This is a genomic window from Marinobacter fuscus (genome assembly GCF_003007675.1).
Lineage (GTDB): Bacteria > Pseudomonadota > Gammaproteobacteria > Pseudomonadales > Oleiphilaceae > Marinobacter > Marinobacter fuscus.
This window is the reverse complement of sequence record NZ_PXNP01000076.1, coordinates 114,516-141,386: the sequence shown is the minus strand read 5'-3', so window position 1 is coordinate 141,386 and position 26,871 is coordinate 114,516. Positions and strand designations below refer to the sequence as shown.

Here is a 26,871-nt window from a genome sequence, read left to right as displayed (position 1 = left end):
TTTCCGGGTTACCGAATTCTTTGATAGTCGAGTTCTCTATGGCTTCCGATACCTCTGCAGCAAATACCCTTCCCGCCTTTATCTGGGATGAAAATCTGATCCGTCGTTACGATCTGAGCGGCCCCCGCTACACGTCTTATCCGACCGCGGTGGAGTTCACTCAGAGTTATAAAGTGGAGGATATGGTCAAGGCCGCAGGTCGGAGCAAGGCGGCGGGTGGGCCGATTTCCCTGTATACCCACCTGCCGTTCTGTGCCCACCTCTGTTACTACTGCGCCTGTAACAAGGTGATCACCAAGAAACGCGACAAAGCCATGCCTTATGTCGAGCGGGTGCTGAAAGAGGCGGCGATTCAGTCAAAACTGTTTGGCGCCGATCGCCCGGTACAACAGCTGCATTGGGGCGGTGGTACCCCGACCTTCCTGCCGAAAGATGTGATGCAGCATCTGATGGCCGGTTATGGTGAGCTGTTCAATCTGGAAACCGGCGACGAGCGCGACTACAGCGTGGAGATTGATCCCCGGGAAGTCGACCAGGATACCCTGTCGACCCTGTGGGATCTGGGCTTTAACCGCATCAGTTTGGGGGTTCAGGACGTAAACCCCGAGGTACAGAAGGCGGTCAACCGGATCCAGCCCCGGGATATGACCGAAGCTGTGCTGAACGAAGCCCGGCGCCTGGGCTTCCGCTCCATCAACCTGGATCTGATTTATGGCCTGCCCTATCAGACGCCGGAGAGCTTTGCCGAAACCCTCGAAGCGGTTATCGAGATGTCGCCTGATCGGCTGTCGGTGTTCAGTTACGCGCACTTGCCGGATCGCTTCTACCCGCAAACCCGAATCCAGGGCGACACCCTGCCTACGCCCCAGCAAAAGCTGACCATTTTGCACAACACCATCAACCGTTTGCTGGATGCAGGCTACGAGTACATTGGTATGGATCACTTTGCCAAGCCGGACGACAGCCTGGCCGTGGCCCAGCGAGAAGGGCGGTTGCACCGCAACTTCCAGGGCTACACCACCCATTCCGATTGCGATCTGGTGTCGCTGGGGGTCTCTGCCATTGGCCAGACCGACGACGCCTACTTCCAGAATAATCACGATCTGCCATCCTGGGAAGCTTCAATCGATGCTGGCCAGCTGGCCACCGTGCGTGGCATTACCCTGACCAGAGACGACCGCATTCGCCGCTGGGTGATCGGGCAGCTGATTTGCCAGTTCCGGCTGGATCGCCAGCAGTTCACGACGGCCTGGGGTGAGGACTTTGATCGCTACTTTGCCGACGAGTTGAACCGGCTCAAGCCGATGATTCAGGATGAACTGATCGCGGATGACGGAGCCAGCTTGCAGGTGCAGCCTGCGGGGCGTTTGTTGATCCGTGCCATTTGCCAGATCTTCGATTTGTACCGCAAGGATGGCGCCAGCCAGCGGTTCTCGCGAATTATCTGAACCGGTATCGCCGGATGTCTCTGAAAGGCTGCCTTGTGCAGCCTTTTTTGTTGATGATCGTTATATCCGACCTTGTCAGAAATGATGCACGCTAATGTTATGAGGTCTAAAGACTGGACTCTGGTGTGGTTTTTGCGTATGGTTTGGCCCTCCTTACCCATAGTGTTGGATGTGCTTGCCTGCAATACAGGTTTTCCGCTAATTCTGGTGTTCTCCGGAAAACGGTGACTCCCGCAGCACTCACGCGCGTCCGTTAAACAGGATGGAAACTATAATGACGTCTAAATACTTCAACAGGCTGCTGTGCCTTCTGAGCTTTCCTTAGCTTAGCTTTCTCCTGATTTTCGGTGCTGCTCAGCGCCTTTGTTATCCGTTTGCCCTTCCGGAACCTGCATCGGTCTTTACGGTCGCGGACGCGTGCCGTTCGTACCTGTGGGGGAGGGTGTTTGATGTTGTAAAAAATACGAGGTCCGGTTTGAACGAGAACGGTTTTACGCAGTTTTCAACAGCGACCGTCTTGCTGTTGCTGGCCGCCTTTTACGGCGGTACCTATCTACTGACATTGCTGATCAAGAAAGACAAAGAAGATACCTCCGGCTTCATGGTGGCTGGCCACCATGTCGGTTTCGGCATGGGTGCGGCGAGTATGACGGCCACCTGGATCTGGGCCGCTTCTTTTTATGCCGCCGCCACTTCCGGCTATAAATACGGCGTGTCCGGCCCCATTCATTACGGGTTCTGGGGCGCGCTGATGATTCTGTTCATTTATCCCTTCGGTCGTCGTTTCCGGCAACTGGCCCCCAACGGCCACACCCTGGGTGAACTGATTCATGCCCGTCATGGCTCCTCAAGCCAGTTGATTCTGGCGGTCTCCAATATCATGGGCAGCATCATCAGCCTGATGGTGAACTTCACCGCCGCCGGAGCTTTGGTATCGGTGCTGTCGCCGTTGTCGTTTGAGACCGGTGTGATTGTGGCGGGCGTGGGGGTTCTGGCCTATACCCTGACCTCCGGCTTCCGGGCCTCGGTGTTCACCGACTTCGCCCAGCTGGTGGCACTGATGGCCATCGCCATCATTATCATTCCCGCCGTGCTGTTTTCTGCCGGTGGCACCGAAGTCATGGTGGAAGGCCTGAGCCGCATGACCGACGAGCAGGCCAGCCTGTTCTCGGTGGACGCCATCATGAATCAGGGGGCGCCCTTCTTTGTGGCCGTGCTGGCCTACGCCATTGGTAACCAGACCATTTCCCAGCGCTTGTTTGCGGTGCGGGAAAAGCACATCAAATCCACCTTCGTTACTGCCACACTGGGTTACGGCGCCATTGTGATTGGCCTGGGCATGATTGGCCTGATGGCCTTGTCGGTGGGCATGACGCCCATTGACGGCGAGATGAACAACCTGATTCCGCAGATGGTGTCGACCTATCTGTCGCCGTTCTTTGTGGCGCTGTTTTTTGTGCTGGTGATCGGTTCCCTGTCATCGACGGCCGATTCCGACCTGTCTGCGCTCTCCACCATCATGATGGCGGATGTCTATGGCAAGAACCTGGCGGGTGATAACCCCAATCCCAAAACCATGATGCTGGTTGGGCGCATCACCATGATTGTGGCCACCGCAGCAGGCCTTATTTTTGCCAGCTTCTCGCTGGATATTCTGGTGATGCTGGTGTTCGTGGGGGCTCTGTGGGGCGCCATTGTGTTCCCGGTGATCGTGAGCTGTTACTGGGACAGAGTCACCAACGCAGCATTTACCTGGTCGGTGGCCATTGCCATGGCGCTGTTCTGCATCGCCCGCTTTGAACTGCTGGAGATGACCGGGCTGACCGTGCTGGCCTTTGAAGTGCTGGCGTCGGTTGGTGGTGCGGTGGTAATCGGCCTGATGGTGTTTGGCTTTTTCGGGCGCACGGCGGGCCTGGTGGCTGGTTCTTTGACCTTGCTGGCTATGCTGGTTTATGCCACCGGTTTCCTGCGGGATTACGGCGTGTTGATGGCCTCCCTGACCGCTTACGGAACCAGCACCATTGTGTGCACAGCCATGACTTTGTTCAGCAAAGAAAAGTTTGATTTCGACCTCATTCGCCAGCGCGTTGGCAGCTACGACGAGGTGGAAATTGAAGACCACTCAGACTACTTACCGGAGGGTGCAAAATGACCAACGAACTTGTCTACGGTGCTTATATTCTTGTCTGGCCAGCGTTAACGCTGGGCGTTCTGGCGGTGATTTGCGGCGCGGTTGTCCGTGATGTCCGCCGCGCCCGGAAGACCGACGAAGACCTGGTGTAGGGCAGAGGAAGTGTCCGGGCTGCCCTGGGGCACCCGGACTTTTCGGTTAATCGGCAACACGGAACTCGTTTGCCAGATCCTGAAGTTGCCGTGCCAGCCTGGCCTGCTCCTGGGTTACCTGGGTAATTTCCTGGGAGCCGGTCAGGGTCAGAATGGCCACTTCGCTGACCGACTCCATACTGCCAGCCAGCTCCCGCGTGACGGCGACCTGCTGCTCCGACGCGGTGGCGATTTGCGTGGCCATATCGGAAATGCTGTTTACATCGGTAATAATCTCAGCGAAGGTCTTCTCCATCTCCGCCGTTTGCTCGCTGGTCTCCGTCGCCAGACGATGGCTGGCGCTGATGGAGCTGCTGGCGCTGTCGGTAATATCGCGGAAGCCGTTGATGATCTCCTCAATACGGGTGGTGGATTCGTGGGTTTGCTGGGCCAGCGTACGAACCTCATCGGCCACCACCGCAAAGCCGCGACCATGCTCGCCCGCCCGGGCCGCCTCAATGGCGGCGTTCAACGCCAGCAGGTTGGTCTGGTCGGCAACCTTCCGGATAACGTCCACCACATCACTGATGGTACTGCTGCGCGCCTCAAGCTCGGTGATGACCTGGTTAACCTCCTGTACCGAAGCCGCCAGTGAATGAATCTGGCTGACGCTGGTGCGCAGTGCCGCCTCGCCGGTACGGCTGCGCTCCATGGCCCGGCTGGAGGCGTCGGCCACCTGCAGAGTGTTCTGGGAAATTTCTTCCGAGGTGGCCGTCATTTCCTCGGTCGCCGCCGCGACCTGCTCGATCTGTTGCTGTTGCCCTTTTACCTGGGTGGCATTGTGCCCGGCGGTGGAACTGGTTTCCTCGGTGGAGGTGGCCAGTTGGACGGCGGCTTTGTCGATCTGAAGCAGGGCGTCACTGAACCGGCCGAACAGTTCGTTGATGGCCTGGGCAATGGTGCCGGTTTCATCCTTGCTGGACACCGGGATGGTCCTGGACAGGTCTTTCTCGTCCCGGGCGTGGCGAACCCCATCCAGCAAGCTGGACACCTGCAGGCTGATCGCCCGGATGATAACCGCCATCAGCAGAATCACCACCAGAATGGCGACCAGAGAAATTATGCCCGCGCTGATCAGGTCGGTTCTGGCTTCGCTGACTTTCTCGTTTGCCAGAGTATCGAGCGTGGCCAGCAGTTCGCCGCGAATCTGGTTGATGGACTGAATGCGTTGGGTGGCAGCGCTGAACCAGTCATTGGCATTCAGGGAATACATACCCGATGGGTTGCTGAACAGTGTTGTGCGCTGAGCCTGAAAGTTCTGGTTCTCCGGGCTGTCAGCAAAGCGCTCGAGCTTTGCCCGCATATCAGACTCGCCGGGCAGCATTTCAATGGCGCTCTGGAAGAATGCGTTCTGCTGCCCCCACAGGTTGGCGATGCCACTGATTGTGGGCAGTTCAAAGCCGCCGCTCTCGATCACCCCGGCACCCACTGCCCGTTCCCTGCCTGCCATCTCTGCCGCGAGCGCCAGCGAGAAATAGGCGCTGATCTGCCGGGTTTGCGCCGGGTCTGAGGCCCGCCGTACCAGTAGGGGCACCCGTTCGATCATTTGCATGATCAGCCCGCTGTACCGGCTTACTGAGTCGGAATTGGCCAAGGCCCGTGCGTCAATGGCGCGGCGCAGTTCCGCCAGTTTGCTGATGCTGTGACGGAACTGCTCAATGCTGCGGCTGATGGTGGCATCAAAATCGCTGTCTGCCGTCAAAGCCTCAATACCGCTGAGGTATTGTTGCAGTGTCTGATCGGTTTCCCGGCGTTGGCTGGCCAGTGCCGTCGCGGCGGGTTGCTCCTCATCCGAGTCTGTGTAGGTAGACAGGAAAATGGCGGAGCGACCGCGCTCCCGCTGCAGCGTTGCTACCAGGGGGTCCCCCAGTTCCGCCAGCCTGGCCATGGCCTGAAATTCCTGCATATCTGTCAGGGTGTCCAGATTACGGCTGATGTTCTGAATGGCGAAAAAAAGGATGACCAGCAGCGCTGGCAGCACAAGCGTGACCAGCTTGCCGCGCATGGACAGGTTATTGAGCAATGACATAGGTGGGGGCCTCTTCATTGAGAACAGATTCCATTCTGGGCAAGTGTAGCAGTTCTTACCATTGGCGCATCGGGGTAGGCGAAGAGGTAAGTCGTCCCCTGTAACGTCATGTTTCAGTGGTTTAATTAACTGATTTTATGGTGCTTTATAAGGGGCGGCGAAATGCCTTGGGGTATTCCTCAAGAGGTAGTTAGTAAGTTTTCGGGCAATCCGGTGACAAAGGTCAAGGTGGAGGCGCGCTTTGGCGGGTATGGTGCGGCCAACCTGAGCAGCGGAGAACCCCATGGAACTTGTATGCCCGGCGGGCAGTCTTCCCGCGCTGAAATCCGCCGTTGATAACGGCGCCGATGCCGTCTATTTCGGCTTTCGGGACAGCACCAACGCCCGTCAGTTTGCCGGTTTGAACTTCAATGACAAACGCGCCGCAGAAGGCATCGAATACGCCCATGCCAAAGGCAGCCGGGTATTCTGCGCCATCAATACCTATCCGCAGCCAGACGGCTGGGAACAATGGAAAACGGCGGTGGATCGTGCCGCCAGCCTTGGCGTGGATGCCATTATTCTGGCGGATATGGGCCTGCTGGATTATGCCGCCAACAAGCACCCGGACATTCCGCGCCACCTTTCGGTGCAGGGCTCGGCCACCAGCCATGAGGCCCTGTCGTTCTACAAGGACAACTTCGACATCCGCCGGGCTGTGTTGCCCCGGGTGCTGTCGCTGGACCAGGTGCGGGGCGTGGCCAAACACAGCCCGGTTGAACTGGAAGTCTTCGCCTTCGGCAGCCTGTGCATCATGGCCGAAGGCCGCTGTTATCTGTCGTCCTACCTGACCGATGAATCCCCCAACACCCGGGGTGCCTGTTCACCCGCCAAAGCGGTGCGCTGGCAGGAAACGCCCCAGGGCCTGGAGTCCCGCCTGAACGATGTGTTGATTGACCGCTACGGACAGGGCGAGTCGGCCGGTTACCCGACCCTGTGCAAAGGGCGGTTTGAGGTAGAGGGTAGCGTGTACCACGCCATTGAAGAGCCGGTCAGCCTTAATACGCTGGACTTGTTGCCGGAACTGAAAGCTTTGGGCATCAGTGCGGTGAAGATCGAAGGCCGCCAGCGCAGCCCGGCTTACATTGCCGATGTGGCCAGCACCTGGCGCCAGGCTCTGAACCGGGTGCAGACGAATCCGGATCAGTTTTCTGTAGAGAGTGCCTGGAACAGCACGCTGGCGGGATTATCCGAGGGCGGTCTGACCACCATTGGCGCCTACCATCGCAAGTGGAAATAAGGTTTCGTTGTTTATGATGAACTTATCTCTGGGCCCGATTCTGTGGTTCTGGTCCAAGCAGTCGGTATTTGATTTCTACGCTAAAGCTGCCGAGTGGCCGGTGGAGACCATTTACCTGGGCGAGGTGGTCTGCTCCCGCCGCCGGGAACTCAAGCCTGATGACTGGCTGGATCTGGCCCGGGATCTGAAAGCCTGCGGCAAGAACGTGGTGCTCTCGACACTGACACTGATTGAGTCCGAAGCCGACTTGCGCCGCCTGCGCCGGTTCTGCGAGCAGGATGAATTTCTGGTGGAGGCTAACGATCAGAGCGCCGTGCAGGTGGCCATCCGCAACGGGCTGAAATTCATCACCGGCCCGTCCATGAACATCTACAATGTGGCCACGCTGAACATCCTCGCCCGGCAGGGGCTGGTGGGCTGGAACCTGCCGGTGGAACTGGGCAAGGAGACCCTGGAACAGCTGATCCGGGAGCTGAAGACCGACGGCCTGGATCTGCCCGCCGAGGTGTTCTCCTGGGGCTTTCTGCCACTTGCATGGTCGTCCCGCTGTTTCACAGCTCGCCATTACAACCTGCCCAAAGACAACTGCGAATTCCGTTGCCTTGAGCATCCGGATGGCATGGAACTGCGTTCCCGGGAAAGCCAGGAGTTGTTCCGCATTAACGGCATCTCCACGCTCTCCGGCTCCCGCTACGACCTGATGCGGGAACTGCCGGATATGGAGCGCATGGGGGTCAGCACCGTGCGCCTGAGCCCGGAGCATCAGGGCATGGACGAGGTGGTCAAACGCTTTGATCAGGTGCGACGGGGAGAAGTGCCGGCCGCGGACCCGCTGCAGCTGGTGGAGGCCCCGCCATGTAACGGGTACTGGTATGGCAAGCCGGGAATGGACCTGGTGGGTGCCTGAACAATAGCAAAGGCTGGGACACTGAACCCGGCCTTTACGTCAGGACCCGTTATTACGGGCCCAGCCCAGATCCTCAAGAATGGCATAGAGCGCTGGCAAGGCCACCAGGATCAGCACGGTGGACACCAGCAAGCCGAACACCAACGAGATCACCAGCGGAATCACCGCCATGGCCTGGGTACTGGTTTCTGCCAGCAGGGGCAGCATGCCGGCGACGGTGGTGCTGGTGGTAATCAGGATCGCCCGGAACCGGGCACGGCTGGCGGCACCGGCCGCTTCCCGCGCGTTCATGCCCTGTTCCCGGTAACTCTTGATGAACTGCACCAGCAGAATGGCGTTGTTCACGACAATCCCGGCCAGTGAGGCGGCTCCGATCAGCGAGGGCATAGACAGGTTATAGCCCATCAGCATGTGGCCCCACACGGCTCCCATAAAGGCCACCGGGATGGCCAGCATCACGATGATCGGTTCCAGGTAACTGCGGAACTGGAACGACAGGATCAGGAAAATTCCCAGCAGCCCGATCAGCAACCCCCGGGCGATGGACTGGCCGGTTTCCCGGGAGCGGGCGGTCTGACCTTCCACCTGCAGGGTGACCTCCGGCCATTGTTCGCGCAGCTCTGGGAATACCGTGTTCTGAAGGTCGGTGATAATGGCATCGGCATTGGTCTTCCGGCCGTTGACATCGGCCGAGACCGTCACCGTGCGCAGGCCGTCAATGCGGGTGACCTGCGACCATTGCCGTTCCTCGGTGATGGTGGCCACTTCCCGCAGCGGCACCATCTGGCCTTTGCCGGTGGTGATCACCGTATCTTCCAGGAATTGCCGTGTGTTGCGTTCAGCGCTGGTCTGGCGCAGCAGGATTTCTATGTGCTGGTCTCCAATCTGTACGGTATCCACGATATCACCGAGCAAGCCGGTGCGAACCTGGCTGGCCACTTCGGCGGCGGTTAATCCCAGGGACAGTGCTGTGTCGTTCAGTGACAGTATGCGCTGGGGCTTGCCGGGCCGAAGGTCATCCAGCACGTTGAAGGTGCCGTTGTAGCGGGCGATTTCGGCACCCAGGTACCGGGCAGCGGCTTTTAGTTCACCCAGGTCGCTGCCTTGCAGGCGGATTTCGATCGGAATGCCGGCGGGGCCGAATCCGGGCTCCTGGATGTTCAGGGCAATCAGCCCGGGTATCTCACCGATCTCTTCGTACCAGCGGTCGGTGAGGGTGGCCAGGTCCACAGTGCGCAGCTCCGCGGTCAGCAAATCGGCCATCACCGTGGCCACGTGGGCGCCTTTTTCGCCGGCACCGGCGTGCTGGTTGAAGCGGGTCTGGATGTTCTGTACCAGTGCTTGCTGGTCGGGCTGGTCTGGCGTGTATTCCTCGTTGAGCCGGAGCATGGCCGAGGTGATGCGTTCGGTAATAGCCCGGGTCTGGTGCAGGGGCGTGCCCTGGGGCATCAGCACCCGGGCTTCCAGTACGTCGCCGTCGATTTCTGGCATGGCTTCCATACGCACATGGCCACCGGCCATCAGCCCCACAGAGCCAAGAAGTATCAACAGCATGGCCGCCAGTACGCCATACCGGAAACGGATAGCGCCGTCGGCCAGCCGCCCGACGTGCTCTCGGGCTTTTTCAAAGCCGTTGTCGAAGGCGGTGCGAAAAGGGGAAGGGGGGTTCACGCGCCTCTTGCCCAGTCCACTTTTCAGGTGGTGGGGCAGTATCCAGAAGGCTTCGATGAGCGATGCGGCCAGTGCGGCGATCAAAACCACCGGCAAGACTTCCAGCACGGCTCCCAGCTCGCCGGCCAGAAAGGCCAGGGGAATGAAGACCGAAATGGTGGTCAGGAACGATGACAGCACGCCGGGCAGGATTTCCTGAGTGCCTCTGGCGGCAGCTTCCAGCGGATTGTTGCCGTCGGCGTGCCACTGGGCAATGTTGTCGGTGATCACCACCGAGTCGTCCATCACGATACCGATGGCCATCAGCAGGGCCACCAGGGTGATCATGTTCAGGGACAGGCCGGTGAGGGCCATAACCACAAAGGCACCGGTAAACGCAGTCGGCAGCCCGAACAGCGCCCAGAAGGCAAGGCGGGGGCGGAAGAACAGGGCCATCACCAGGCCTACCAGCAGCAGCCCGGTGATGCCATTGCCCACCAGCATTTGCAGGCGGTCCCTCACAATCGAGGTCATGTTCTGGGTGATTTTCAGCTCGACATTGCCACCACGGCGGGCTTTTTCCTCGTCGATAAAGGTTTCCAGGGAATCCATCACCCGCAGGGCATCGTCATGGCGGTTTTTGTGGATCTCCAGAACGATGGCGCGCTGGCCGTTGAAGTCCACCCGTTCCTCTTCCCGTTCGTGGGCCTCGGTGATGGTGGCAATGTCGCCCAGCGTCAGCACAGCGCCGGCTTGTCCGCCTATAACCGGCAACTCGGCGAGGGCTTGCAGGGAACGGCGTTCATCCACAAACCGCAGCTGGATGTCCTGGCTGTCGGTCTCGATGGTGCCCAGGGGCATGTCCAGGTTCTGGCTGTTGATGGCCCGGGCTATGTCGCGTACGCCGAGGCCATACTGGCGCAGCAGGTCGCGGGATACTTCGATGTGCCACTGGCGCTGGGACAGGCCCACGGGAATCACATCGGCCACGCCGTCCATGGCGAACAGGCGGTCTTCCAGTTGGCTGGTGTAGGCTTCCAGGTGAGAGAAGCTCATGGGCCCGTACACCGCGATGGCGGCGACCAGGCTGGTGCGGTAAAGCTCACGGATGACCGGGTCTTCGGCTTCTTCGGGCAGGTCGGTCAGGGCTTCGATTTCCGTGCGGATATCGTCCAGGAACCGGCCCATATCACCCCGGGGTTCCATGCTGGCAATGGTCTGGGCCTGGTTGTCCCGGGCGGTGCAGGAAACCTCCCTCATGTAATCCACCCGCTGCAGCGCTTCGCCCAGCCGCTGGCAGATGGCTTCCTCCACATCCGCAGCGGTGGCACCCCGGTATTCCATGGTGATGCTGACTTCCGGCGGCAGGTAGTCGGGGAAGGTTTCCCGGGTCAGGTTGGGGGCAGCGAACAGGCCTGCTGCCAGAATCAGAATCAGCAGCAGGTTACCGGCGGTCGGGTGGCCCGCGAACCAGCGGATCATGGCTGATCTCCCGGAGCCAGCAGAGTGCCGTCGATGGCCGGAACCAGGTCATCCAGAACCAGCCGGTCTCCCGGTGCCAGCCCCTTATCGATAACGACATCTTCACCTTGTTGCCAGGCGACAGACACGGGCTGGCGCTGCAGGCGGTTGTCGTCGTCGGCAAGGTACACCACGCCCTGATGCACCGCGCTGGCCGGGATAACGATGACGGGCTCGGGAGTCTGCGCGGTAATGCTGGCCTGCACAAACATGTTGCGGACCAGGGGCGGGCGTGCCGGCGGGTTGGCGTTTCGGTAGGGTTCGTCTACAGAAATAACGGCCTGAACGGTGCGGGTGGCCTGGTTCAGGCTGCTGGTGACCCGGGTGAGTTTGCCCGGCCAGTGGGCATCCGGCACGTTGGTGGGGGTTACCCGGATATTCAGGTCGTCCAGGGGTAATTGGTCATGAAAGTCGGCGAAGCGGTTGTTGGAGCCGGTTTCCGGCAGGCTGCCCCCGGACAACTGCGACAGCACCCGGCGCAGTTCCGCCACTTCCAGCTGCACGGTGGCTTCGGCGCGGGTGATGTCGTCGGCAATGAACAGCGTCTGCCCGGGGCTGACATGCTGGCCAGTGTCGATGTCGGCCTGGTGGACACGCAGATCCCAGGGCGCTTCAAAACGGGTGTCGTCCAGGTCTTCCCGGGCACTGGCCAGGGCAGACTCGGTTCTGGCCATACGGGCTTGCAGGGTCTCCCGCCTGGCAGGAATCAGGTTCTGCTGGTTGCGCAGGGTCTGGACTGCCTGCTCCTGTTGCAGGGTGGCCCGTTGTTGTTCTTCGTAGCGGGTTTGCGACAGGGCCCCCCGAGCCACCAGGGTTTCAGCCCGGTCCAGCTCCCGCCGTGCCAGTGTTAACCGGCGTTCTTCCAGCTTGAGTAACTCGCCGGTATTGCGTTCTTCCTGGTCCAGTTGTCGCAGCTCCGCTTCAATGCCAGCCAGGTCGGCCCTGGCGGAGGCTTCGGCCAGCTCATAGCGGGTCGGGTCGATCTCTAGCAGCCGCGTGCCCTCCGAGATGATATTGCCGCTCTCCAGCTCCGGGTGTTTCCAGACAACCCGGCCACCCACGTTGGCCACCGTATTCCAGCTTCGGGCCGGCAGCACCTGACCATAACCGCGGGCTTCGGTACGGAACTCACGGGGCGTGACCTCCATAATCCGCACTGGCGTTGCGGTTGCCTGCGCCTCGACCCTTTCCGGTGGCTGTTTCAGCTTTACCATGATGACCACAAAGGCAATGCCGGCAATCAGGGCCAGCGCCAGCGTCAGTTTATTTTTCCGGGTCATTGCTCATCTCCTGAAAACTGGCGCTGTAAAGTTTGAAAATTCGGGGGGCAGTCTGCTCAAGCGTCGCAATCTCTCCGCTGACCATTGCCTGAACCACCAGCCCCTGAATGGCGCCGAGGTACAACACCGCCGCCGCTTCGGTATCGATACCGGCGGCTATGCGCCCCTGTTCGATGCCTAGCTTCAGTAAACCGACCACCTTTTTGCGGTAGCGGGCAAGGGCCTGGCGGACGATGGTTTTGGCGGGGCCGTTGCCGGGTTTTTGCAGCTCACCCAGCATCAGGCGGGGAATGCCCGGGTGTCGGGCGATAAAGCCCACATGGGCGCGAAACATGGCTTCCAGGGCCTGGTCAGCGTGCTTGTGCCGGTCTGCCTCGCGGAATACCTGACTGGTCAGCTGCTCCGAAACCCAGCCGGCCACGGATTCCCACAACCGGTTCTTGTTCGGGAAATGCTTGAACAGCGCACCCTGCGACAGCCCCACTTCATCGGCAATCCGGGCGGTGGTCAGGGTGGCCGGGTCCTGTTCGGCACACAGCTGGACGACCGCCTCGATAGTGGCGGACTGGCGCAGTTCGGTGCTTTGGTAGGTTCGTTTTTCGGGCGCTTTTGTGGTTGCCATTGGAGCTTCCCTGAAGAAAGTAATCAATTGCTTTATTCTGGTAGGTGGTTGCCGATTACGCAAGAAGCAAGGTGGGCAAGTCATGGTTCAGGGTGTAGGTAAAAGCCGTGTAAAGGCCATCCGGTTTGATTTACCTCAAGCATTACGATCGGTGGTAAGCGTAGTTTGCTATTTGTTGATGGCGACGCAGAGGAAATTGTCATGTCGCGTATTCCGTTGTTTTTCTGGGGGCTGGTTGCAGTCGTCAGTGCTGTCTGGTTCGCAGCCGATAGCCTCTGGGTGAGCCCGTTTGCTTACTTCCCGTTCCGGTCGGTGTTTGTCCAGTATTCGGGGGTTCTTGCTGTGGTCATGATGGCGGTGGCTTTGGTGCTGGCGCTGCGGCTCCGGATTCTGGAGCGTTGGGTTGGTGGTCTCGACAAGGTGTACCGGCTGCACAAATGGCTGGGCATTGGTTCACTGGTGCTGGCTACGTTGCATTGGTGGTGGGCCAAGGGCACCAAGTGGATGGTGGGCTGGGGCTGGCTGGAGAAGCCGGCCGGCAAAGGGGCGGGACAGCAACTCACTGGCCTTGAAGCCTGGTTCCGCGGCCAAAGGGGGTTGGCAGAAACTTTGGGAGAATGGGCTTTCTACGCCGCGGCCGTATTGATTGTGCTGGCATTGGTAAAAGCCTTTCCTTACCACCTGTTTCGTAAAACTCACAAACTGCTGGCGGTGGCTTTTCTGCCCCTGGCCTGGCACAGCTTTATCCTGATGAAGTTTGATTATTGGGCGGCGCCGATTGGCTGGCTGACCCAGTTCGCTGTTGTCGCCGGCAGTATCGCAGCGGTTTTACTTCTGCTTGGCTGGCCGGGCAAGGTCCGGAAGGTGCCGGGGGAGGTGGTTTCGGTAACCCGATATCCGGAGCTGAGAGTCTTCGAGTTTCTGGTAAGGGTCGAGCAGGACTGGTCCCTCCATAACCCCGGGCAGTTCGCCTTTATTACGTCGGATGCTGCGGAGGGCCCTCACCCTTATACCATTGCTTCAGACTGGAACCCGGAAACCCGGTGTCTGAAATTCGTGGTCAAGGAACTGGGGGACCATACTCGCCGGGCCAGCCACCGGATCTGCGAGGGCATGCCGGTTACACTGGAGGGGCCCTATGGCGGTTTTGATTTTGAAGATGATTGCCGCACTCAGATCTGGGTAGGCGCGGGCATAGGGATCACGCCGTTTATTGCCCGGATGGGGCGCCTGGCCAGCAAACCGGATAATCGTACTATCTACCTGTTCCACCCCACTGCCGATGTCAGCGAGGAGGCTCTGACAAAGCTGCGGGCGGATGCTGAAGCCGCGGGCGTTAACCTGGTTATTCGATGCAGTCGTACCGAGGGCCGACTGACACCGGAGGAAATCCGGGATGCCGTGCCCGACTGGCAGCAGGCCAGTCTTTGGTTCTGCGGCCCGGTAGGTCTGGCCAAGACCCTGTTCAGCCAGTTCCGGAAATGGGGTATCCCGGCCCGCCGGATGCACCGGGAGTTTTTTGATATGCGTTGACAGGTGTGCTTACTGGTGCTGCAGCCAGCCTTGCTTCCGGGCTTTCTGATAAAGGCTTCGCCCACACCAGTTCTGCTGCTGCCAGAAGAACCGGAAGCGCCAGGCGAGCCCTGGAATCCAGAAGCGATCGGGCGTTTCCAGTGAAGGCTCTCCGGGTGTCAACTCCAGGTCCGCGGTAATTACCCCGGGGCCTTCGTGGCGGTGGCGGCGAGCCAGCTGGTTGCCTGTGTTGTCGATAATCTGCGCCTCGCCCATCAGTTCTCCCTGATATCGGGGAGAGGGCAGGCCGAAAGGTGCCATCGGGATGGTGCCTCCCAGTGATCCGCAATGTGCCGCGTGTAGGTTGGCAACACCAAGCATACGCGCAAACTGACCCGGTGCCTCCGCCATGTAGTCGGCATTCATGCTGGCCATGGTGTCGATAAAGCCTTTCAGAACTGACCAGTTGAATGGCGGCGACCACCAGTGGCTGCCGGTCATGGCAAAATCAATCTTGCCGTGCAAGCGTTCAAGGGTGCGGGTGCGAATGGTTTCCCAGCAAACGGCCGTGCCGACCCGGCCAAAGCAGGTTTGGTGTATGCCGTCATCGCGTCCGCCAGTGTAATAAGCATTCTCGATCATGGTGGGCTGGTCTTTGTCGTGCCGGCTCACCTGGCCATCCGGTTGTACCAGGGTATAGCAGTTATACACATCACCCTGCGGGCGGTGCTCCAGGTAGGAGCCGCCAATCAGGAGTTGATGATCCCTCGCGTACTCTTTCAGCAGGTCCAGTGCCGGGTTTTCCGGGGGCAGACTGGCGGCCCACAGCCTGGGATTCTCCACGACGGGCGTGGTGAAGAATTCTGGCACGGCAATCACTTTTGCCTTCTGGTGTATGGCTTCATCCAGTAACTCTCTCACGTGGTGGAGGTTATACTGGATATCACCAACCCGGCCTTGCATCTGCAGGGCTGCCACGCGAGTCAGTTCTGGGGTTTCCTTTTTTGCACCCGACACTCTGTCTCCAGTTGTATGGCTGATGGTGGAGGTTCTGGTCTATCGCCTTCTGGTCGCAAGGTTGGGGGCAGCCTATCACGCTTGTTCACAGTTCACCGTGGCATTGTAGGTCAATGCGAGGCCTGCTCCGGGATGGTCAGAGTCATGCCGGATTATATCGATAGAATCGATTAAACAAATGCAAAACGCCCGTTTTTGAAATATATTCGCAAACTATAGAATATCCATATATTAAAAAGTTCGGAGATGGAGATGTTCAGGGGATTGGCATGGTGTGCGTTTCTGACACTGGCAGGCTATGGCATTGCCGCTTTGCCGCCGGTGCAGCAAACCGGCCTGGGGCCTCTGGTGTTTACCCTGTTGCTGGGGCTCTTGTTTGGTAACCTGGCCGCAGGGAAACGGTTAAAGGGCGTGGCGCCGGGCCTGGGGTTTTCTGCCCGCTGGTTGCTGCGAGGCGGTATCGTGCTGTTCGGTTTCTCCCTCACGGTACAACAACTGATGGCCCTTGGGCCAAAAGTGGTGCTGCTGGATAGCCTGGTGGTAGTGACCATTACCACGGCAGGTTACTGGCTGGGTACCCGCTGGCTGAAACTGGACCGCGACACCGCCATTCTGACCAGTGCCGGCAGTGCTATTTGCGGGGCGGCTGCGGTACTGGCCACCGAAGGCACCATCCGGTCACGACCGGCGGCAACGTCTATGGCGGTGGCCACTGTGGTGCTGTTTGGTACCCTGGCGATGTTTGTCTATCCGGTTCTTTACCCGATCATGGGCTGGGATGAAGGTTTGTACGGAGTGTACATCGGCTCTACTGTGCATGAGGTGGCGCAAGTGGTCGCTGCCGGTGGTGCGGTGGGCCAGGATGCCCTCACCAATGCGGTGATTGTGAAGCTGGTTCGGGTGATGCTCCTGGTGCCCTTCCTATTGGTCATCGGGCAAATCTGGAATCGCCACCGTGCTGCTCATGCGGAAGCTGCCGAATATGCAGGAGAGGGCGCGCAGAAACTGATTATCCCCTGGTTTGCCTTTGGCTTCATGGCGGTTGTCGGGCTCAACAGTGTGCTTCAGTTACCTGGCCAGATTCAGGGCGGGCTGGTACTGGCGGGGCAGGTCGCCATGACCATGGCCATGGCGGCGCTGGGTTTCCAGACCCGGATCGAAGCCCTTAGAAGTTTGGGTGTAAAGCCCTTTGTGCTGGCATTGTGTCTGTTCATTACCTTGCTGGTGGGTGGTGCTGTGGTGACGCCGCTGATTCTGGGCTAATCCGGTTACCGTAATTTCTAAACATTTAAATAAAATAAATAATATCTTGAGTTGACCGAAAGTCCCGTATATAGTGTTTGCGTTCTGGTAATCCACAACATGTTGTGATTGTGGTGCGGAATCCGGTGAGACTCCGGAACTGACGCGCAGCGGTATTGGGGAACGAGTGGGGCAGCGAGACACTGGCAATTGCCGGGAAGTCGCCCCGCAAGGCCGAACCGGAAGGTTCACAGCCCCTGAGTCCGAAGACCTGCCAGGCAAATGATAAATGGCACCTTCGCGGCTCAGGGTGATCAGATGATCTGGCATGGCGTAGCTGTGCCTGATCTCCTGACAGCGCGAGAGGCTGCCCCCGACGCGCTTTCAGGAGGAAACATGCCCGCCACCCCATCCCATGCACCGTCTTCAGACGCCTCGAAACTGGATATCTCCGGCACGGTCCGGGAATACCTGCACCGCAGTGACTGGCGGGTAAACGCCAATGCCAATCAGGGCTACTCGCTCGGCGGGCTGATCCTGAATACAGCGGGCAAAGTCATCGCCAACTACTGGCTGAACGACGTTTACACGCCCGCCATTGGGGAAGCTCACCGAAACGCCGATATTCATATACACGATCTGGATATGCTCAGCGGATATTGTGCAGGCTGGTCGTTGCGGACACTGCTCCATGAAGGTCTGAACGGAGTGCCGGGCAAAGTGGAGTCAGCACCGCCGAAACACCTTTCCAGCGCCATCGGCCAGATGGTGAACTTCCTCGGCACGTTGCAGAATGAATGGGCCGGAGCCCAGGCCTTCAGCTCTTTCGATACCTATCTCGCACCGTTTATCCGTAAGGATAATCTCGACTACGCCACCGTGCGCCAGTGCATTCAGGAGTTTGTCTACAACCTGAACGTGCCTTCCCGCTGGGGCACCCAAACGCCTTTTACCAACATCACCTTTGATTGGGTGTGCCCGGAGGATTTGCGGGATCAGATTCCGGTGATTGCGAGCGAGGAGATGCCTTTCAGCTATGGTGATCTGCAAGCTGAAATGGACATGATCAACCGGGCGTATATCGAGGTGATGACCGCCGGTGACAGCATGGGGCGGGTGTTCACCTTTCCCATTCCCACCTACAACATAACCCGGGATTTTGACTGGCACTCCGAAAACGCCCTGCGATTGTTCGAGATGACCGCCCGTTACGGCCTGCCGTATTTTCAGAACTTTCTGAACTCGGATCTTGAGCCAAACATGGTGCGCTCCATGTGTTGTCGCCTGCAGTTGGATCTGCGCGAATTGCTCAAGCGTGGCAACGGCCTGTTCGGCTCGGCCGAGCAGACCGGTTCGCTGGGCGTGGTGACCGTGAACTGCGCCCGCCTGGGTTATCTGTATAGAGGTAACAAACCTGCTTTGATGGCCCGGCTGGATCAATTGATGGATCTGGCCCGTGACAGCCTGGAAACCAAGCGACAGGTCATCGGGCAACTGATGCTGGAAGGTCTGTTTCCCTATACCAAGCGGTATCTGGGTACCCTGAGAAACCACTTTTCAACCATTGGGGTCAATGGCCTGAATGAGATGATCCGGAACTTCACCGATGACCGGGAAGATATCAGCAGTGACTGGGGCAGGGAGTTCGCTCTGGAATTGCTGGATCATGTGCGGGACAGAATGAAGCAGTACCAGGAAGAAACCGGGCATCTTTACAACCTGGAGGCTACACCTGCCGAGGGCACCACCTACCGGTTCGCCAGGGAAGATCGTAAGCGTTTTCCCGACATACTGCAGGCGGGCACCGACGAGGCACCTTACTACACCAACTCCAGCCAACTGCCCGTGGGCTATACCGACGACCCGTTTGAGGCGCTGGATTTGCAGGATGAACTGCAAACCCGCTATACCGGTGGCACGGTGCTGCATTTATATATGCGCGAGCGCATCAGCGATGCCGCCACCTGTGCCCGGTTTGTGAAAACCGTTCTGGAGAACTACCGGCTGCCGTACATTACTGTCACCCCGACATTCTCCATCTGCCCGGTACACGGTTACCTGAATGGCGAACATGAGTTCTGCCCCAGGTGCGACGAGCTGTTGCTGGCTGGCCAGGCATTGCCTGACAAGGCCACAACATCGGTATGAATCGTGGAACCAGGCAGTTTGCCTGGTTCCTGACTCGCCGGTGTTGCCGTAAGCCATCGTCGACACCGGCTTTTTTGTAAAGCAAAAGGAGAACGACATGGAAAACCAGAAGCCACTTGAAAACAGCCAGCGCCAGCGTTGTGAAGTTTGGACTCGCGTGATGGGCTACCACCGCCCGGTTTCTGCCTTCAATAAAGGCAAACAGTCCGAGCACCGCGAACGCACCCACTTCCGGGAGCGTTGAAATGACGGCGGATAACCTGGTGATTGGAGGCATGGCCGCCTTCTCCACCGTCGATTATCCGCAACACCTGGCGGCAACCCTGTTTCTGCAGGGTTGTCCCTGGCGTTGCCACTATTGCCATAACCTCCACTTGATTCCCCGGCGGAAGGTGGCGGGGGGAATCAACTGGCAGCAAGCGTTAGAGCATCTTTTAAAGCGCCGAGGCCTGCTGGATGCGGTGGTGTTCAGCGGCGGAGAACCGACAATCCAGGCGGCGCTGTTACCTGCCCTGCAGCAGACAAGGGCACTCGGATTCCGCAACGGCCTTCATACCGGTGTGCCGCAACTCAAACGGCTGACGCCTTTACTGCCGTATCTGGACTGGGTTGGGCTGGATATCAAGGCGTTACCTTCCGACTACGAAGTGATCACCACTAATCGCCGGGCCGGGCTGGATAGCTGGGCCGCGATTGATGTGTTGCAAGCGGCCAGTGTTGACTTCGAGTGCCGGTTAACCTGGCATGCTGCGCTGCAGAGTGCCGAGCAGGTGGTGCGTGTGGGCCAACGTTTGGCAGAACGGGGAGTTCGCCGATTTGCAGTACAGCCAGCCCGGAGTGAGCAGATGCTGAATGAACAACTTGGCACCAAAGCCCTGAGCGGCGAAGATCGCCAGCGAGTTTGTAGCACCCTGCGTCCGCTCTTTGAAACCCTGGAGTTTCGGGAGTAGGCTGGAATTGCTATGTTCACGATAAAGGGGAGCATTGATGGATATTCGCCTGAAACGCGCCTACGACACCGCCGCCCGCTCCGACGGGCCCCGGGTGCTGGTGGATCGCATCTGGCCCAGAGGTGTAGCCAAGGAAGATGCTGGCATCGATCACTGGCTGAAAGGGCTGGCGCCCTCCACCGAGCTGCGTAAATGGTTTGGCCATGACCCGGATAAGTGGCCGGAGTTTCAGAACCGGTATCTGGAAGAGCTGAAGCAAGCCGAGGCAGACGAAGATCTGCAGGCTTTTATGGCACTCCTGGAAGACCACAAGCGAATCACGCTGGTGTTCGCCGCCAAAGATACCGAACACAACAATGCGGTGGCGCTGCGGGATTTTCTGTTAACCAATCGCCTGCCGTAACATTAAATTTCCCTACTCCGCATCATCCAGCCGGAACACCTCGCCCACACAGACATCGGATTCGCCAACAGGCCCGAGCGCTTGGTGACATTGTCACTGAGCCGGGCGGGTAATGGCGATAAGCTTGGTTACAGGTTCCAGATTCCGGTCAGGGCGCCTGTGCTCAGAATCAGCGAGCCGCCGATTTCAGCAACAATCAGGGCCACCATAAAGCCGTGTATCAGCCAGCCAGGCAGGGAGGCTGTGCCCAGCCGGTGTGGCTTGCGTAACTGGTTGCTGGTGTCGCGCAGAATGCCGTGGATTATGTAGGTGCCAATGGCCAGTGCGAAAAAGCTCAGGGCAGAAGCGGCCGCCAGGGTGTTCAGCCAATCCGGGTAAACACTGTAGCGGGCCAGCCAGGCCAGTAACAGCGCGGCAAAGCTGTACATCAGGGAGCTGCGGTGGGCAATGTCCACATAGCGCGGTGCCGCAGCCCTGGGGCTTCGGGCTATGCAGGCGTACTTCCAGACACCGGTCAGCAGGCCGGTGATAAAGAAAAGCGCAGCGGCGCTGAGGCAGAGTTTTTCGGCCAGTGACATGAACACGTCCTGTTTTGGATAAAGGGGATGGTTTAGGTTTTTATACCAACTTGGGAGATTGATTATGACGGTTAATGAAGGCCTTCGCCTGATGGCCGGGGTATTTACCCTGGTGTCGATCCTGCTTGCCCATTACGTAAGCCCTTACTGGTTATTGTTCACCGGCTTTATAGCACTCAACCTGATTCAGTCGGCGTTTACCCGATGGTGCCCGGCGATGATGATCTTGCGCAAGCTCGGGCTGCGGGATGCGTGATTCAGACCTGGTTTGACCGGGTTCGGAGGTGTTGATCGGGGTTTGATCGCCGTGGTGAATGCGCAGGCTGTTGCCGAGCACACACAGGCTGCTCAGGGACATAGCCACTGCGGCGATCACCGGTTGCACCCAGCCTGCTACCGCCAGCGGCAGAGCCAGGCCGTTGTAGGCGATGGCCCACACCAGGTTCTGCCGCATCAGCCGCCGCGCCTGGCGGGCAAAATCAAGCGTGCTGGCAACGGTGCCCAGGCCACCGGTAAGCTGCACCGCCGCGGCCGATTGAGCGGCCTCCGGGGCGGTGTTGATGGCGATGCCGATGCGGGCAGAAGCCAGCGCCAGGCCATCGTTCAGTCCATCGCCGATAAATGCGGTGGGGTAGTGATTCTGCAGGTTTTCGACAACCCGCAGTTTTTGCTCCGGTGACGCTTCGGATATCACCCTGGCTGGCGGTATGTTCAGGCGTTTTGCCAGCGCCAGGCTGGAGCGTCGGGTATCGCCACTGAGCATATAGATGGCGATGCCCCGGGCTTTGAGCTGTTCGATTAGCCCGGCAGCCTCGGGATTCAGCCGTTCCTGAAAATCAATCCGGCCTGCGTACTGGCCATCGAAGGCCAGGTGCAGGCTCATGCCGGTATCTGCCAACTCTGGCAGGCTCACTCCCTGCTGTGCCAGCCAGCGACTTCGACCAGCCAGTACCCGATGCTCGGCTAACCGCCAGAGGGTTCCCTGGCCGGGTATGGCGGTGCGGGTCCCCATGTCTTCGGGCAGGCTGGGGGCACCTTCCAGTGCCAGGCCCCGGGCCGTGGGATGGCTGGAGCCCTGCAGGGTATTGATGGCCAGTTGCAACAGGGCCTGAGGTGTCCAGCCGGGTTGTGGATGGCAGGCTGCGATGGCGGGGCGGTCGGTGGTGAGCGTGCCGGTTTTGTCGAAAACCACCACCTCAATATCAGCCGCCAACTCAAAGGCGGCTGGATCCTGCAACAAAATGCCCCGGGTCGCCAGCCGGGCATACCCCATCATTATCACCAATGGAATGGCCAGGCTCAGGGCGCAGGGGCAACTGATGATCAACACGGCCAGCCCCCGGGCCAGTGATTCACCCGGCGCTGTTCCCTGAAACCAGGCCAGCACCACCGAGGCCAACGCTGCAACCACTACGGTGGGTAAAAGCACCCGGGCAATGCGATCGGTCAGCCGTTGCAGCGAAGTTTTCCGGCACAAGAGTTGATGTATGGCACGGGTAATACCATCGATTCGCCGCTGGCCGACCCCTGCGGTTACCTGGATTTTCGGGCAGCCCTCAATAACTACACAGCCAGCATACACCCGGTCGCCGGGCCGAACCGGGACGGGCTGGCTCTCGCCGGTGATCAGCGCAAAATCGATCAGTGCTTCGCCCGCGCCGATCTGGCCATCCAGGCAGAGCGGTTGCCCGGCCTCCGGCAAAATATGCATGCCCGGTGTTGCCTGGTCTGCCGGTATTTGCCGGCAACTGCCGTCGTCGAGAGTCACCGGGCTGCTGTTGCTCTGACCCAGATAGCGGTGAATGATGTCGGTGGCCCGGCGCCGTACATTGGTATCCAGCAGCCGGGCAATCAGTTGAAAGGTAATCAGCATGACCGCCGCATCAAAGTAGACGTGGCTCTCGCCCTGGCTCAGGCGCCAGGCGGATAGCAGGGTGGCGGCCACCACCGCGAAGGTAATCAGGGTATCCAGCCCGGGCACCCCCATGCGCAGCGTGCGCCAGCCAGCGTGGTAGAAGTGGGCGCCGGAGTAGGTGATGACAGGCAGGGCAAACACGCCGCTGGCCAGCGCCAGTGGCCAGGTTGCCTCCGGCTCCACCAGCCCCAGAGGCGCAAGGTAAACCAGCAGCGCGGGCATCATGCACCACATCCCGAACACTACGGCAGCGGCCAGTCGCCACTGCAGTTTCTTACGGGCCAGATCGACCCCCTGGCTATTAGCGCTCGGCGGCGCATCCTGCAGTCGATAACCCAGCCGGTGAACCACCTGCGCCAACGCTGCAATGCCGGTTTGAGAGGTGTCCCAGCGCAGCAGGGCGGTGCCGGCGGCAAAGTTGACGGCCGCATCCAGCACCCCCGGCTGGCGTTTGAGCAGGCTTTCCACCGCGGCTGCACAGCTGCCGCAGTACATGCCCCGAACGAACAGGATGGTGTCGTCCGGTTGTTGCTTGCTTGCTACGCGTGGCGCGTTCACATCAGGGGGCCTGATAGGTTTCCTTCAGTTCATCGGCTGACCAGGGCCCTCGTTCGCCAACGCCAGCCTGATGTTCCTCCACCTGGGCCCCGGTGATGGGTTCCGCCTGGTTGCCCCATTCCTGACGAATGTAACTGAGCACGGCGGCAATTTCGTCATTGCTCAGGGTGCCTTTGAACGCGGGCATCATGCCCTCGTAAGTCTGACCTTTTACCTCCACCGGGCCCTGCAGCCCGTCGTGAACAATAGCGATCGGAATATCGCGGGCCGCCACCACCCACTTGCTGCCGGCGAGCGGTGGAAAGGCTCCTGGCACACCCTGGCCATTAGCCTGATGGCAGGCTGCACACTGGGCATTGAATACGGTTTTTCCGTTGATACCACTGCCGCCTTCGCCGCCGGCACTGCTGACGTTTACCTCTGGCGCCGTGCGGCTGTCGCCGCCCAGTAATGGCTTGCCGATGTTGTAGGCGTAGTAGCCCACCCCCCAGACAATCAGCACGGCAATCCACAGCAAAACGATCATCGGGGTCTTCCGCATCCCTTCTTCGGGTTCCGGGTTTTCTCTCTGGCGTGCGCGTTCGTTGTCGGTTATCACGGTGGCAGTTACTCCTGGGTCTTTTCAGGTTCGGGCAGCGTCGGTGCCGGATAGGTTCGATCCAGAGCCAGCAGATAGTCCACCAGGGCCAGCGCCTGTTCTGTGGGGACGATGTAGCCTTCTTCCGGAGCATAGGGTTCCGGCAAGCGGACGACAGTGTCGTCCTCACCCACCGAGCGAACCCAGCGGAACAGGAACCGGTAGGGTGGCATGATGCTGTCTTTCACCACCGCCTGCGGGTTATAAAGATGGAGCAGGTGCCAGTCTTTACTGGGCTGGCGGGCACCGATATTGAACAGATCCGGCCCGGTACGCATGGTGCCCAGCAGGTGGGGCGTGTCGTAGGCATAGTCGCCGGGCACCGACGGGCGGCCCCAGCCGCGGTCTTTGTCGCCGCTGGCGAAGGACGGATCGCGGGGCTGCTGGCTGTGGCAGTAAACGCAGCCGTTGGCAATGTAGATTTGCCGCCCTTCGAGTTGCCGCTCGGTGTAGGGTTTCAAGTCTGGTGGCACCTGTTCTGCCGACATTTGCAGATAGGGCATAACCACCAGTGTCAGTGTGGCCAGCAGCAGAATCAGCGCGGCGCCGACCATGATTGCGAGTGCGCGTTTCATTGGCTTACCTCCCGGGCCGGATTACGAAACAGGGTGGGCTGGTCTTGCAGCCGGCCTTTTCGCAACAGCATGGCGACAAAATGGAACGCAAAAACGATGTGGCCAGCAGTCATCAGGCTGCCACCGATGGTTCTTGCTTCGAGGTAAGGCAGAGTCATTCTTACAATATCCATAAACGGTGTGTCGGCGGTGAGCAGTTCCACGCCCTGTTTCCAGCCACCAATGGTCAGAGACACCACGTAAATCAGGATGCCGATGCTTACCAGCCAGAAGTGCAGGGCAATCAACCGCCGCCACGGCCATTCCCAGTTCATCAGCCGGGGCATGATGAAATAGACCGCGCCAAACAGAATAAAACTGAGGAAGGCGTACATGCCCAGGTGGGCGTGGGCCACGGTGTAATGCGTGAAGTGGGTAATCACATTGACGCTGCGCAGGGCTTCCATGGAACCCTGTAACGACGACACGGTGTACATCAACGCGCCGATCCAGACAAATCGCAGTGTGGGTGAGTCTTTCAACCGGTGAAAGTTGCCCATCATGGTGCCGTGGTGGTTGATGGCGACGGTAATAACCGGGATCGACATCATCACGCTATGCACAATTGACAGGGTGACCAGCCAGGTGGGAATCGGGCCGCCCACCAGGTGATGGATGCCCACCTGACTGTAGAACAGTGCCAGCGACCAGAAGCCGATGAGCGATAGCTGATAGGAAATAATCGGCCGCCCCATTATTTTCGGGATCATGTAATAGGCGATGCCGATGCCGATGGGTGTTACCCAGAGCCCGAGCACGTTGTGGGCAAACCACCAGTTAACCGTGGCACCGGAGGTGCCCGGAAAGGTGTAGGGCAGGTTGGCGATCAGAAACAGGAACGGAAACCACACCAACGCCGCCAAGAAATACCAGCTGGTGACGTAAAGGTGGGAAACGGTTCGTTGTTTTGCGGTCAGTAGCAATGGAATCGCGGCCAGGGCACCCCCGATCACGAACAACAGGTCAATCTGCCAGGGAAACTCCAGCCATTCCTTACCATCAGACAGGCCCAGGTTGATGGCCCCCAGCCCGAGCACCAGGCCGATGTTCCAGAGCACGGCACCGATAACGGCAAACCGGCCGCCGGCCAGGCGGGTTTTGAACAACCGCGGAATCAGAAAAAGGGCAATGGCAATCCCGGCCATGGAGGCCCAGCCATAGGTGACCGCATTCAGGTGCATGGGGCGAACCCGGCCAAAGGTCAGAAACTCGCTGTTCGCCAGCAGTTCCGGCATGTGCATCTTGGCCGATGAAAGCAAGCCGTAGGCAGAACCGAGTAATAACCAGAAGACGCTGGACGACAGCCAACTCAGGGTTGCCAGGCGGGAGGATTGGTCGGCATCGTGCCGCGCCCGGTATTCGGCATCGGGCAATTCCTGTTTTTGCCGTTGTGGTGCTTCTGCGGGGTCTTCACCGATACCTTCCTCGCCGGGCGAGAAAATCGTTCGGGCCGATTGCTGGCCGTGACTGAACTGATTGTTGGCGATCGACCAGATCAGCAGTAACAGGCCGACAGTCGAGAGCAGAAAGGTGATGATCAGGAGAACGGCAATGGTGGGCGTCATAGATCTTCCCGATTAGATTTATTTAAAATGCGTTAATTTGACCGTATTCAATGTGAGTGAGTGAAACGGATGTGCCTGACAGGCTCTTTTCAGCACAACCCTTGGTAACCATAAGATTAACCGGCGGAAGTATCGAACGGTAAATTGATTCAGATCAATTTACCCTGGCCGTGAAGGCGATTTTTCGGGGAGAAGCGCTTTTTGATGATTTCTTTTGGCACTTAAGGTGTATTGAAAATGGCTCTATCGTAGTTCTTAATGTTGAGAGGGTGGCCTTGGTATTCGGTTAAGGGGCCGCCATTGGATGTCCAAATAACAAGAGATGAGATCAAGGAGCTTCAGATGACCCATCTAAAACGACAGTCATTGATGATACTGGCTGCTGTACTGTTAGCGTTTCCCCTGGCTGGCCACGCCGAAGACGAAAAAAAGACCGACGTTTGGCTGCCGAGCCTGATCACCGAAACCCCGCAGCAAGGATTTGAACTGGCGATCAAGCTGTCCCGTATGGGCGTGAAAAGTACCCAGTCGAACAAGGAGGTGCTGTTTCGTGAGCGAGCCGAGTATTCCCAGGATGGTGAGGCACTGATCCACGCCTCAGAAGTGATTGCGGTGCACTTTCAGACCGTGGCTGCTGCCAATAACTACTGGAAATAAAACGCTGAGCACCCGAC

Annotated in this window: 21 protein-coding genes, 2 pseudogenes and 1 riboswitch; of the genes and pseudogenes, 13 read left to right on the top strand and 10 right to left on the bottom strand. The window is 59.0% G+C overall.

Annotated elements, in window-relative coordinates:
• Positions 1-38 precede the first annotated feature (38 nt).
• The 3 genes from hemN (at position 39) to C7H09_RS20225 (ending at position 3,731) form a co-directional block, all read left to right on the top strand.
• Positions 39-1,448: an oxygen-independent coproporphyrinogen III oxidase gene (gene hemN, locus C7H09_RS10175; protein ID WP_106762407.1), complete on the top strand. Its 1,410-nt coding sequence runs from the start codon at positions 39-41 to the stop codon at positions 1,446-1,448.
• Between the two features lie 475 nt (positions 1,449-1,923).
• Positions 1,924-3,600 (top strand): sodium:solute symporter family protein, encoded by a 1,677-nt coding sequence (locus C7H09_RS10170; protein WP_106762406.1) that lies wholly within the window; start codon positions 1,924-1,926, stop codon positions 3,598-3,600.
• Entirely contained in the window at positions 3,597-3,731 is a 135-nt protein-coding gene (locus C7H09_RS20225; RefSeq protein ID WP_240616553.1) for a putative transporter small subunit, read from the top strand. Before C7H09_RS10170 ends, C7H09_RS20225 begins: the two co-directional genes overlap by 4 nt.
• A gap of 46 nt (positions 3,732-3,777) precedes the next feature.
• Here C7H09_RS20225 and C7H09_RS10165 read toward each other — a convergent pair whose 3' ends face one another.
• Positions 3,778-5,799 (bottom strand): methyl-accepting chemotaxis protein, encoded by a 2,022-nt coding sequence (locus C7H09_RS10165; protein WP_106762405.1) that lies wholly within the window; start codon positions 5,797-5,799, stop codon positions 3,778-3,780.
• A 283-nt stretch (positions 5,800-6,082) separates the two neighbouring features.
• On the opposite strand from C7H09_RS10165, the gene ubiU reads away from it, so the two are divergent.
• Both ubiU and C7H09_RS10155 read left to right on the top strand, forming a co-directional pair.
• Positions 6,083-7,078, top strand: coding sequence for a ubiquinone anaerobic biosynthesis protein UbiU (ubiU, locus tag C7H09_RS10160; RefSeq protein WP_106762404.1), 996 nt, complete (start codon positions 6,083-6,085; stop codon positions 7,076-7,078).
• A 13-nt stretch (positions 7,079-7,091) separates the two neighbouring features.
• The gene (locus tag C7H09_RS10155; protein WP_106762403.1) at positions 7,092-7,985 is read left to right on the top strand and encodes a U32 family peptidase; all 894 of its coding nucleotides are present in this window, start codon (positions 7,092-7,094) and stop codon (positions 7,983-7,985) included.
• Positions 7,986-8,024: 39 nt separating this feature from the next.
• On the opposite strand, the gene C7H09_RS10150 is transcribed toward C7H09_RS10155, so the two are convergent.
• The 3 genes from C7H09_RS10150 to C7H09_RS10140 are packed head-to-tail and all read right to left on the bottom strand — an operon-like array spanning position 8,025 to position 13,058.
• Positions 8,025-11,117, bottom strand: coding sequence for an efflux RND transporter permease subunit (locus C7H09_RS10150; RefSeq protein ID WP_106762402.1), 3,093 nt, complete (start codon positions 11,115-11,117; stop codon positions 8,025-8,027).
• Positions 11,114-12,436 carry an efflux RND transporter periplasmic adaptor subunit gene (locus tag C7H09_RS10145; RefSeq protein ID WP_106762401.1) on the bottom strand — a complete coding sequence of 441 codons (1,323 nt, stop codon included), beginning with the start codon at positions 12,434-12,436 and terminating at the stop codon, positions 11,114-11,116. Before C7H09_RS10145 ends, C7H09_RS10150 begins: the two co-directional genes overlap by 4 nt.
• Positions 12,420-13,058 (bottom strand): TetR/AcrR family transcriptional regulator, encoded by a 639-nt coding sequence (locus C7H09_RS10140; RefSeq protein WP_165794814.1) that lies wholly within the window; start codon positions 13,056-13,058, stop codon positions 12,420-12,422. Before C7H09_RS10140 ends, C7H09_RS10145 begins: the two co-directional genes overlap by 17 nt.
• A 201-nt stretch (positions 13,059-13,259) precedes the next feature.
• On the opposite strand from C7H09_RS10140, the gene C7H09_RS10135 reads away from it, so the two are divergent.
• Complete coding sequence (locus tag C7H09_RS10135; RefSeq protein ID WP_106762399.1) at positions 13,260-14,591, top strand: ferredoxin reductase family protein; 1,332 nt, start codon at positions 13,260-13,262, stop codon at positions 14,589-14,591.
• A gap of 9 nt (positions 14,592-14,600) precedes the next feature.
• Here the strand turns inward: C7H09_RS10135 and C7H09_RS10130 are convergent, their stop codons facing one another.
• The gene (locus C7H09_RS10130) at positions 14,601-15,587 is read right to left on the bottom strand and encodes a carbon-nitrogen hydrolase family protein (RefSeq protein WP_106762398.1); all 987 of its coding nucleotides are present in this window, start codon (positions 15,585-15,587) and stop codon (positions 14,601-14,603) included.
• 252 nt (positions 15,588-15,839) lie between these two features.
• Between C7H09_RS10130 and C7H09_RS10125 the strand changes: the two genes are divergently transcribed.
• The 5 genes and pseudogenes from C7H09_RS10125 (at position 15,840) to C7H09_RS10105 (ending at position 20,330) form a co-directional block, all read left to right on the top strand.
• A complete protein-coding gene (locus C7H09_RS10125) occupies positions 15,840-16,850 on the top strand; it encodes a YeiH family protein (RefSeq protein WP_106762509.1) in 1,011 nt (336 codons plus the stop codon).
• 68 nt (positions 16,851-16,918) lie between these two features.
• Positions 16,919-17,122: riboswitch (cobalamin riboswitch) on the top strand.
• A 145-nt stretch (positions 17,123-17,267) separates the two neighbouring features.
• Positions 17,268-18,977 (top strand): annotated as a pseudogene (locus C7H09_RS10120) (ribonucleoside triphosphate reductase); the annotation flags it as partial.
• 97 nt (positions 18,978-19,074) lie between these two features.
• Entirely contained in the window at positions 19,075-19,221 is a 147-nt protein-coding gene (nrdD, locus tag C7H09_RS10115) for an anaerobic ribonucleoside-triphosphate reductase (RefSeq protein WP_106762396.1), read from the top strand.
• A 1-nt stretch (position 19,222) separates the two neighbouring features.
• The gene (locus C7H09_RS10110; protein WP_206074305.1) at positions 19,223-19,927 is read left to right on the top strand and encodes an anaerobic ribonucleoside-triphosphate reductase activating protein; all 705 of its coding nucleotides are present in this window, start codon (positions 19,223-19,225) and stop codon (positions 19,925-19,927) included.
• Positions 19,928-19,964: 37 nt separating this feature from the next.
• Entirely contained in the window at positions 19,965-20,330 is a 366-nt protein-coding gene (locus C7H09_RS10105) for a DUF488 domain-containing protein (RefSeq protein ID WP_106762395.1), read from the top strand.
• Positions 20,331-20,458: 128 nt separating this feature from the next.
• Here the strand turns inward: C7H09_RS10105 and C7H09_RS10100 are convergent, their stop codons facing one another.
• Positions 20,459-20,908 carry a hypothetical protein gene (locus tag C7H09_RS10100; protein WP_106762394.1) on the bottom strand — a complete coding sequence of 150 codons (450 nt, stop codon included), beginning with the start codon at positions 20,906-20,908 and terminating at the stop codon, positions 20,459-20,461.
• A 64-nt stretch (positions 20,909-20,972) separates the two neighbouring features.
• On the opposite strand from C7H09_RS10100, the pseudogene C7H09_RS20220 reads away from it, so the two are divergent.
• Positions 20,973-21,080: pseudogene (locus tag C7H09_RS20220) on the top strand (DUF2892 domain-containing protein); the annotation flags it as partial.
• Here C7H09_RS20220 and C7H09_RS10090 read toward each other — a convergent pair.
• Genes C7H09_RS10090 through C7H09_RS10075 form a run of 4 tightly spaced genes read right to left on the bottom strand, consistent with a single transcriptional unit; the run spans position 21,060 to position 26,197 of the window.
• Positions 21,060-23,381 (bottom strand): heavy metal translocating P-type ATPase, encoded by a 2,322-nt coding sequence (locus C7H09_RS10090; RefSeq protein WP_206074304.1) that lies wholly within the window; start codon positions 23,379-23,381, stop codon positions 21,060-21,062. The pseudogene C7H09_RS20220 and the gene C7H09_RS10090 sit on opposite strands and share 21 nt — an antisense overlap.
• Before the next feature lies 1 nt (position 23,382).
• Positions 23,383-23,979 (bottom strand): c-type cytochrome, encoded by a 597-nt coding sequence (locus tag C7H09_RS10085; RefSeq protein ID WP_206074303.1) that lies wholly within the window; start codon positions 23,977-23,979, stop codon positions 23,383-23,385.
• An 8-nt stretch (positions 23,980-23,987) separates the two neighbouring features.
• A complete protein-coding gene (locus tag C7H09_RS10080; protein ID WP_058341682.1) occupies positions 23,988-24,593 on the bottom strand; it encodes a cbb3-type cytochrome c oxidase subunit II in 606 nt (201 codons plus the stop codon).
• Positions 24,590-26,197: a cbb3-type cytochrome c oxidase subunit I gene (locus C7H09_RS10075; RefSeq protein WP_106762393.1), complete on the bottom strand. Its 1,608-nt coding sequence runs from the start codon at positions 26,195-26,197 to the stop codon at positions 24,590-24,592. Before C7H09_RS10075 ends, C7H09_RS10080 begins: the two co-directional genes overlap by 4 nt.
• Positions 26,198-26,539: 342 nt before the next feature.
• On the opposite strand from C7H09_RS10075, the gene C7H09_RS10070 reads away from it, so the two are divergent.
• On the top strand, positions 26,540-26,854 hold the full coding sequence (locus C7H09_RS10070) for a hexameric tyrosine-coordinated heme protein (RefSeq protein WP_201785338.1): 315 nt from the start codon (positions 26,540-26,542) through the stop codon (positions 26,852-26,854).
• Positions 26,855-26,871 lie beyond the last annotated feature (17 nt).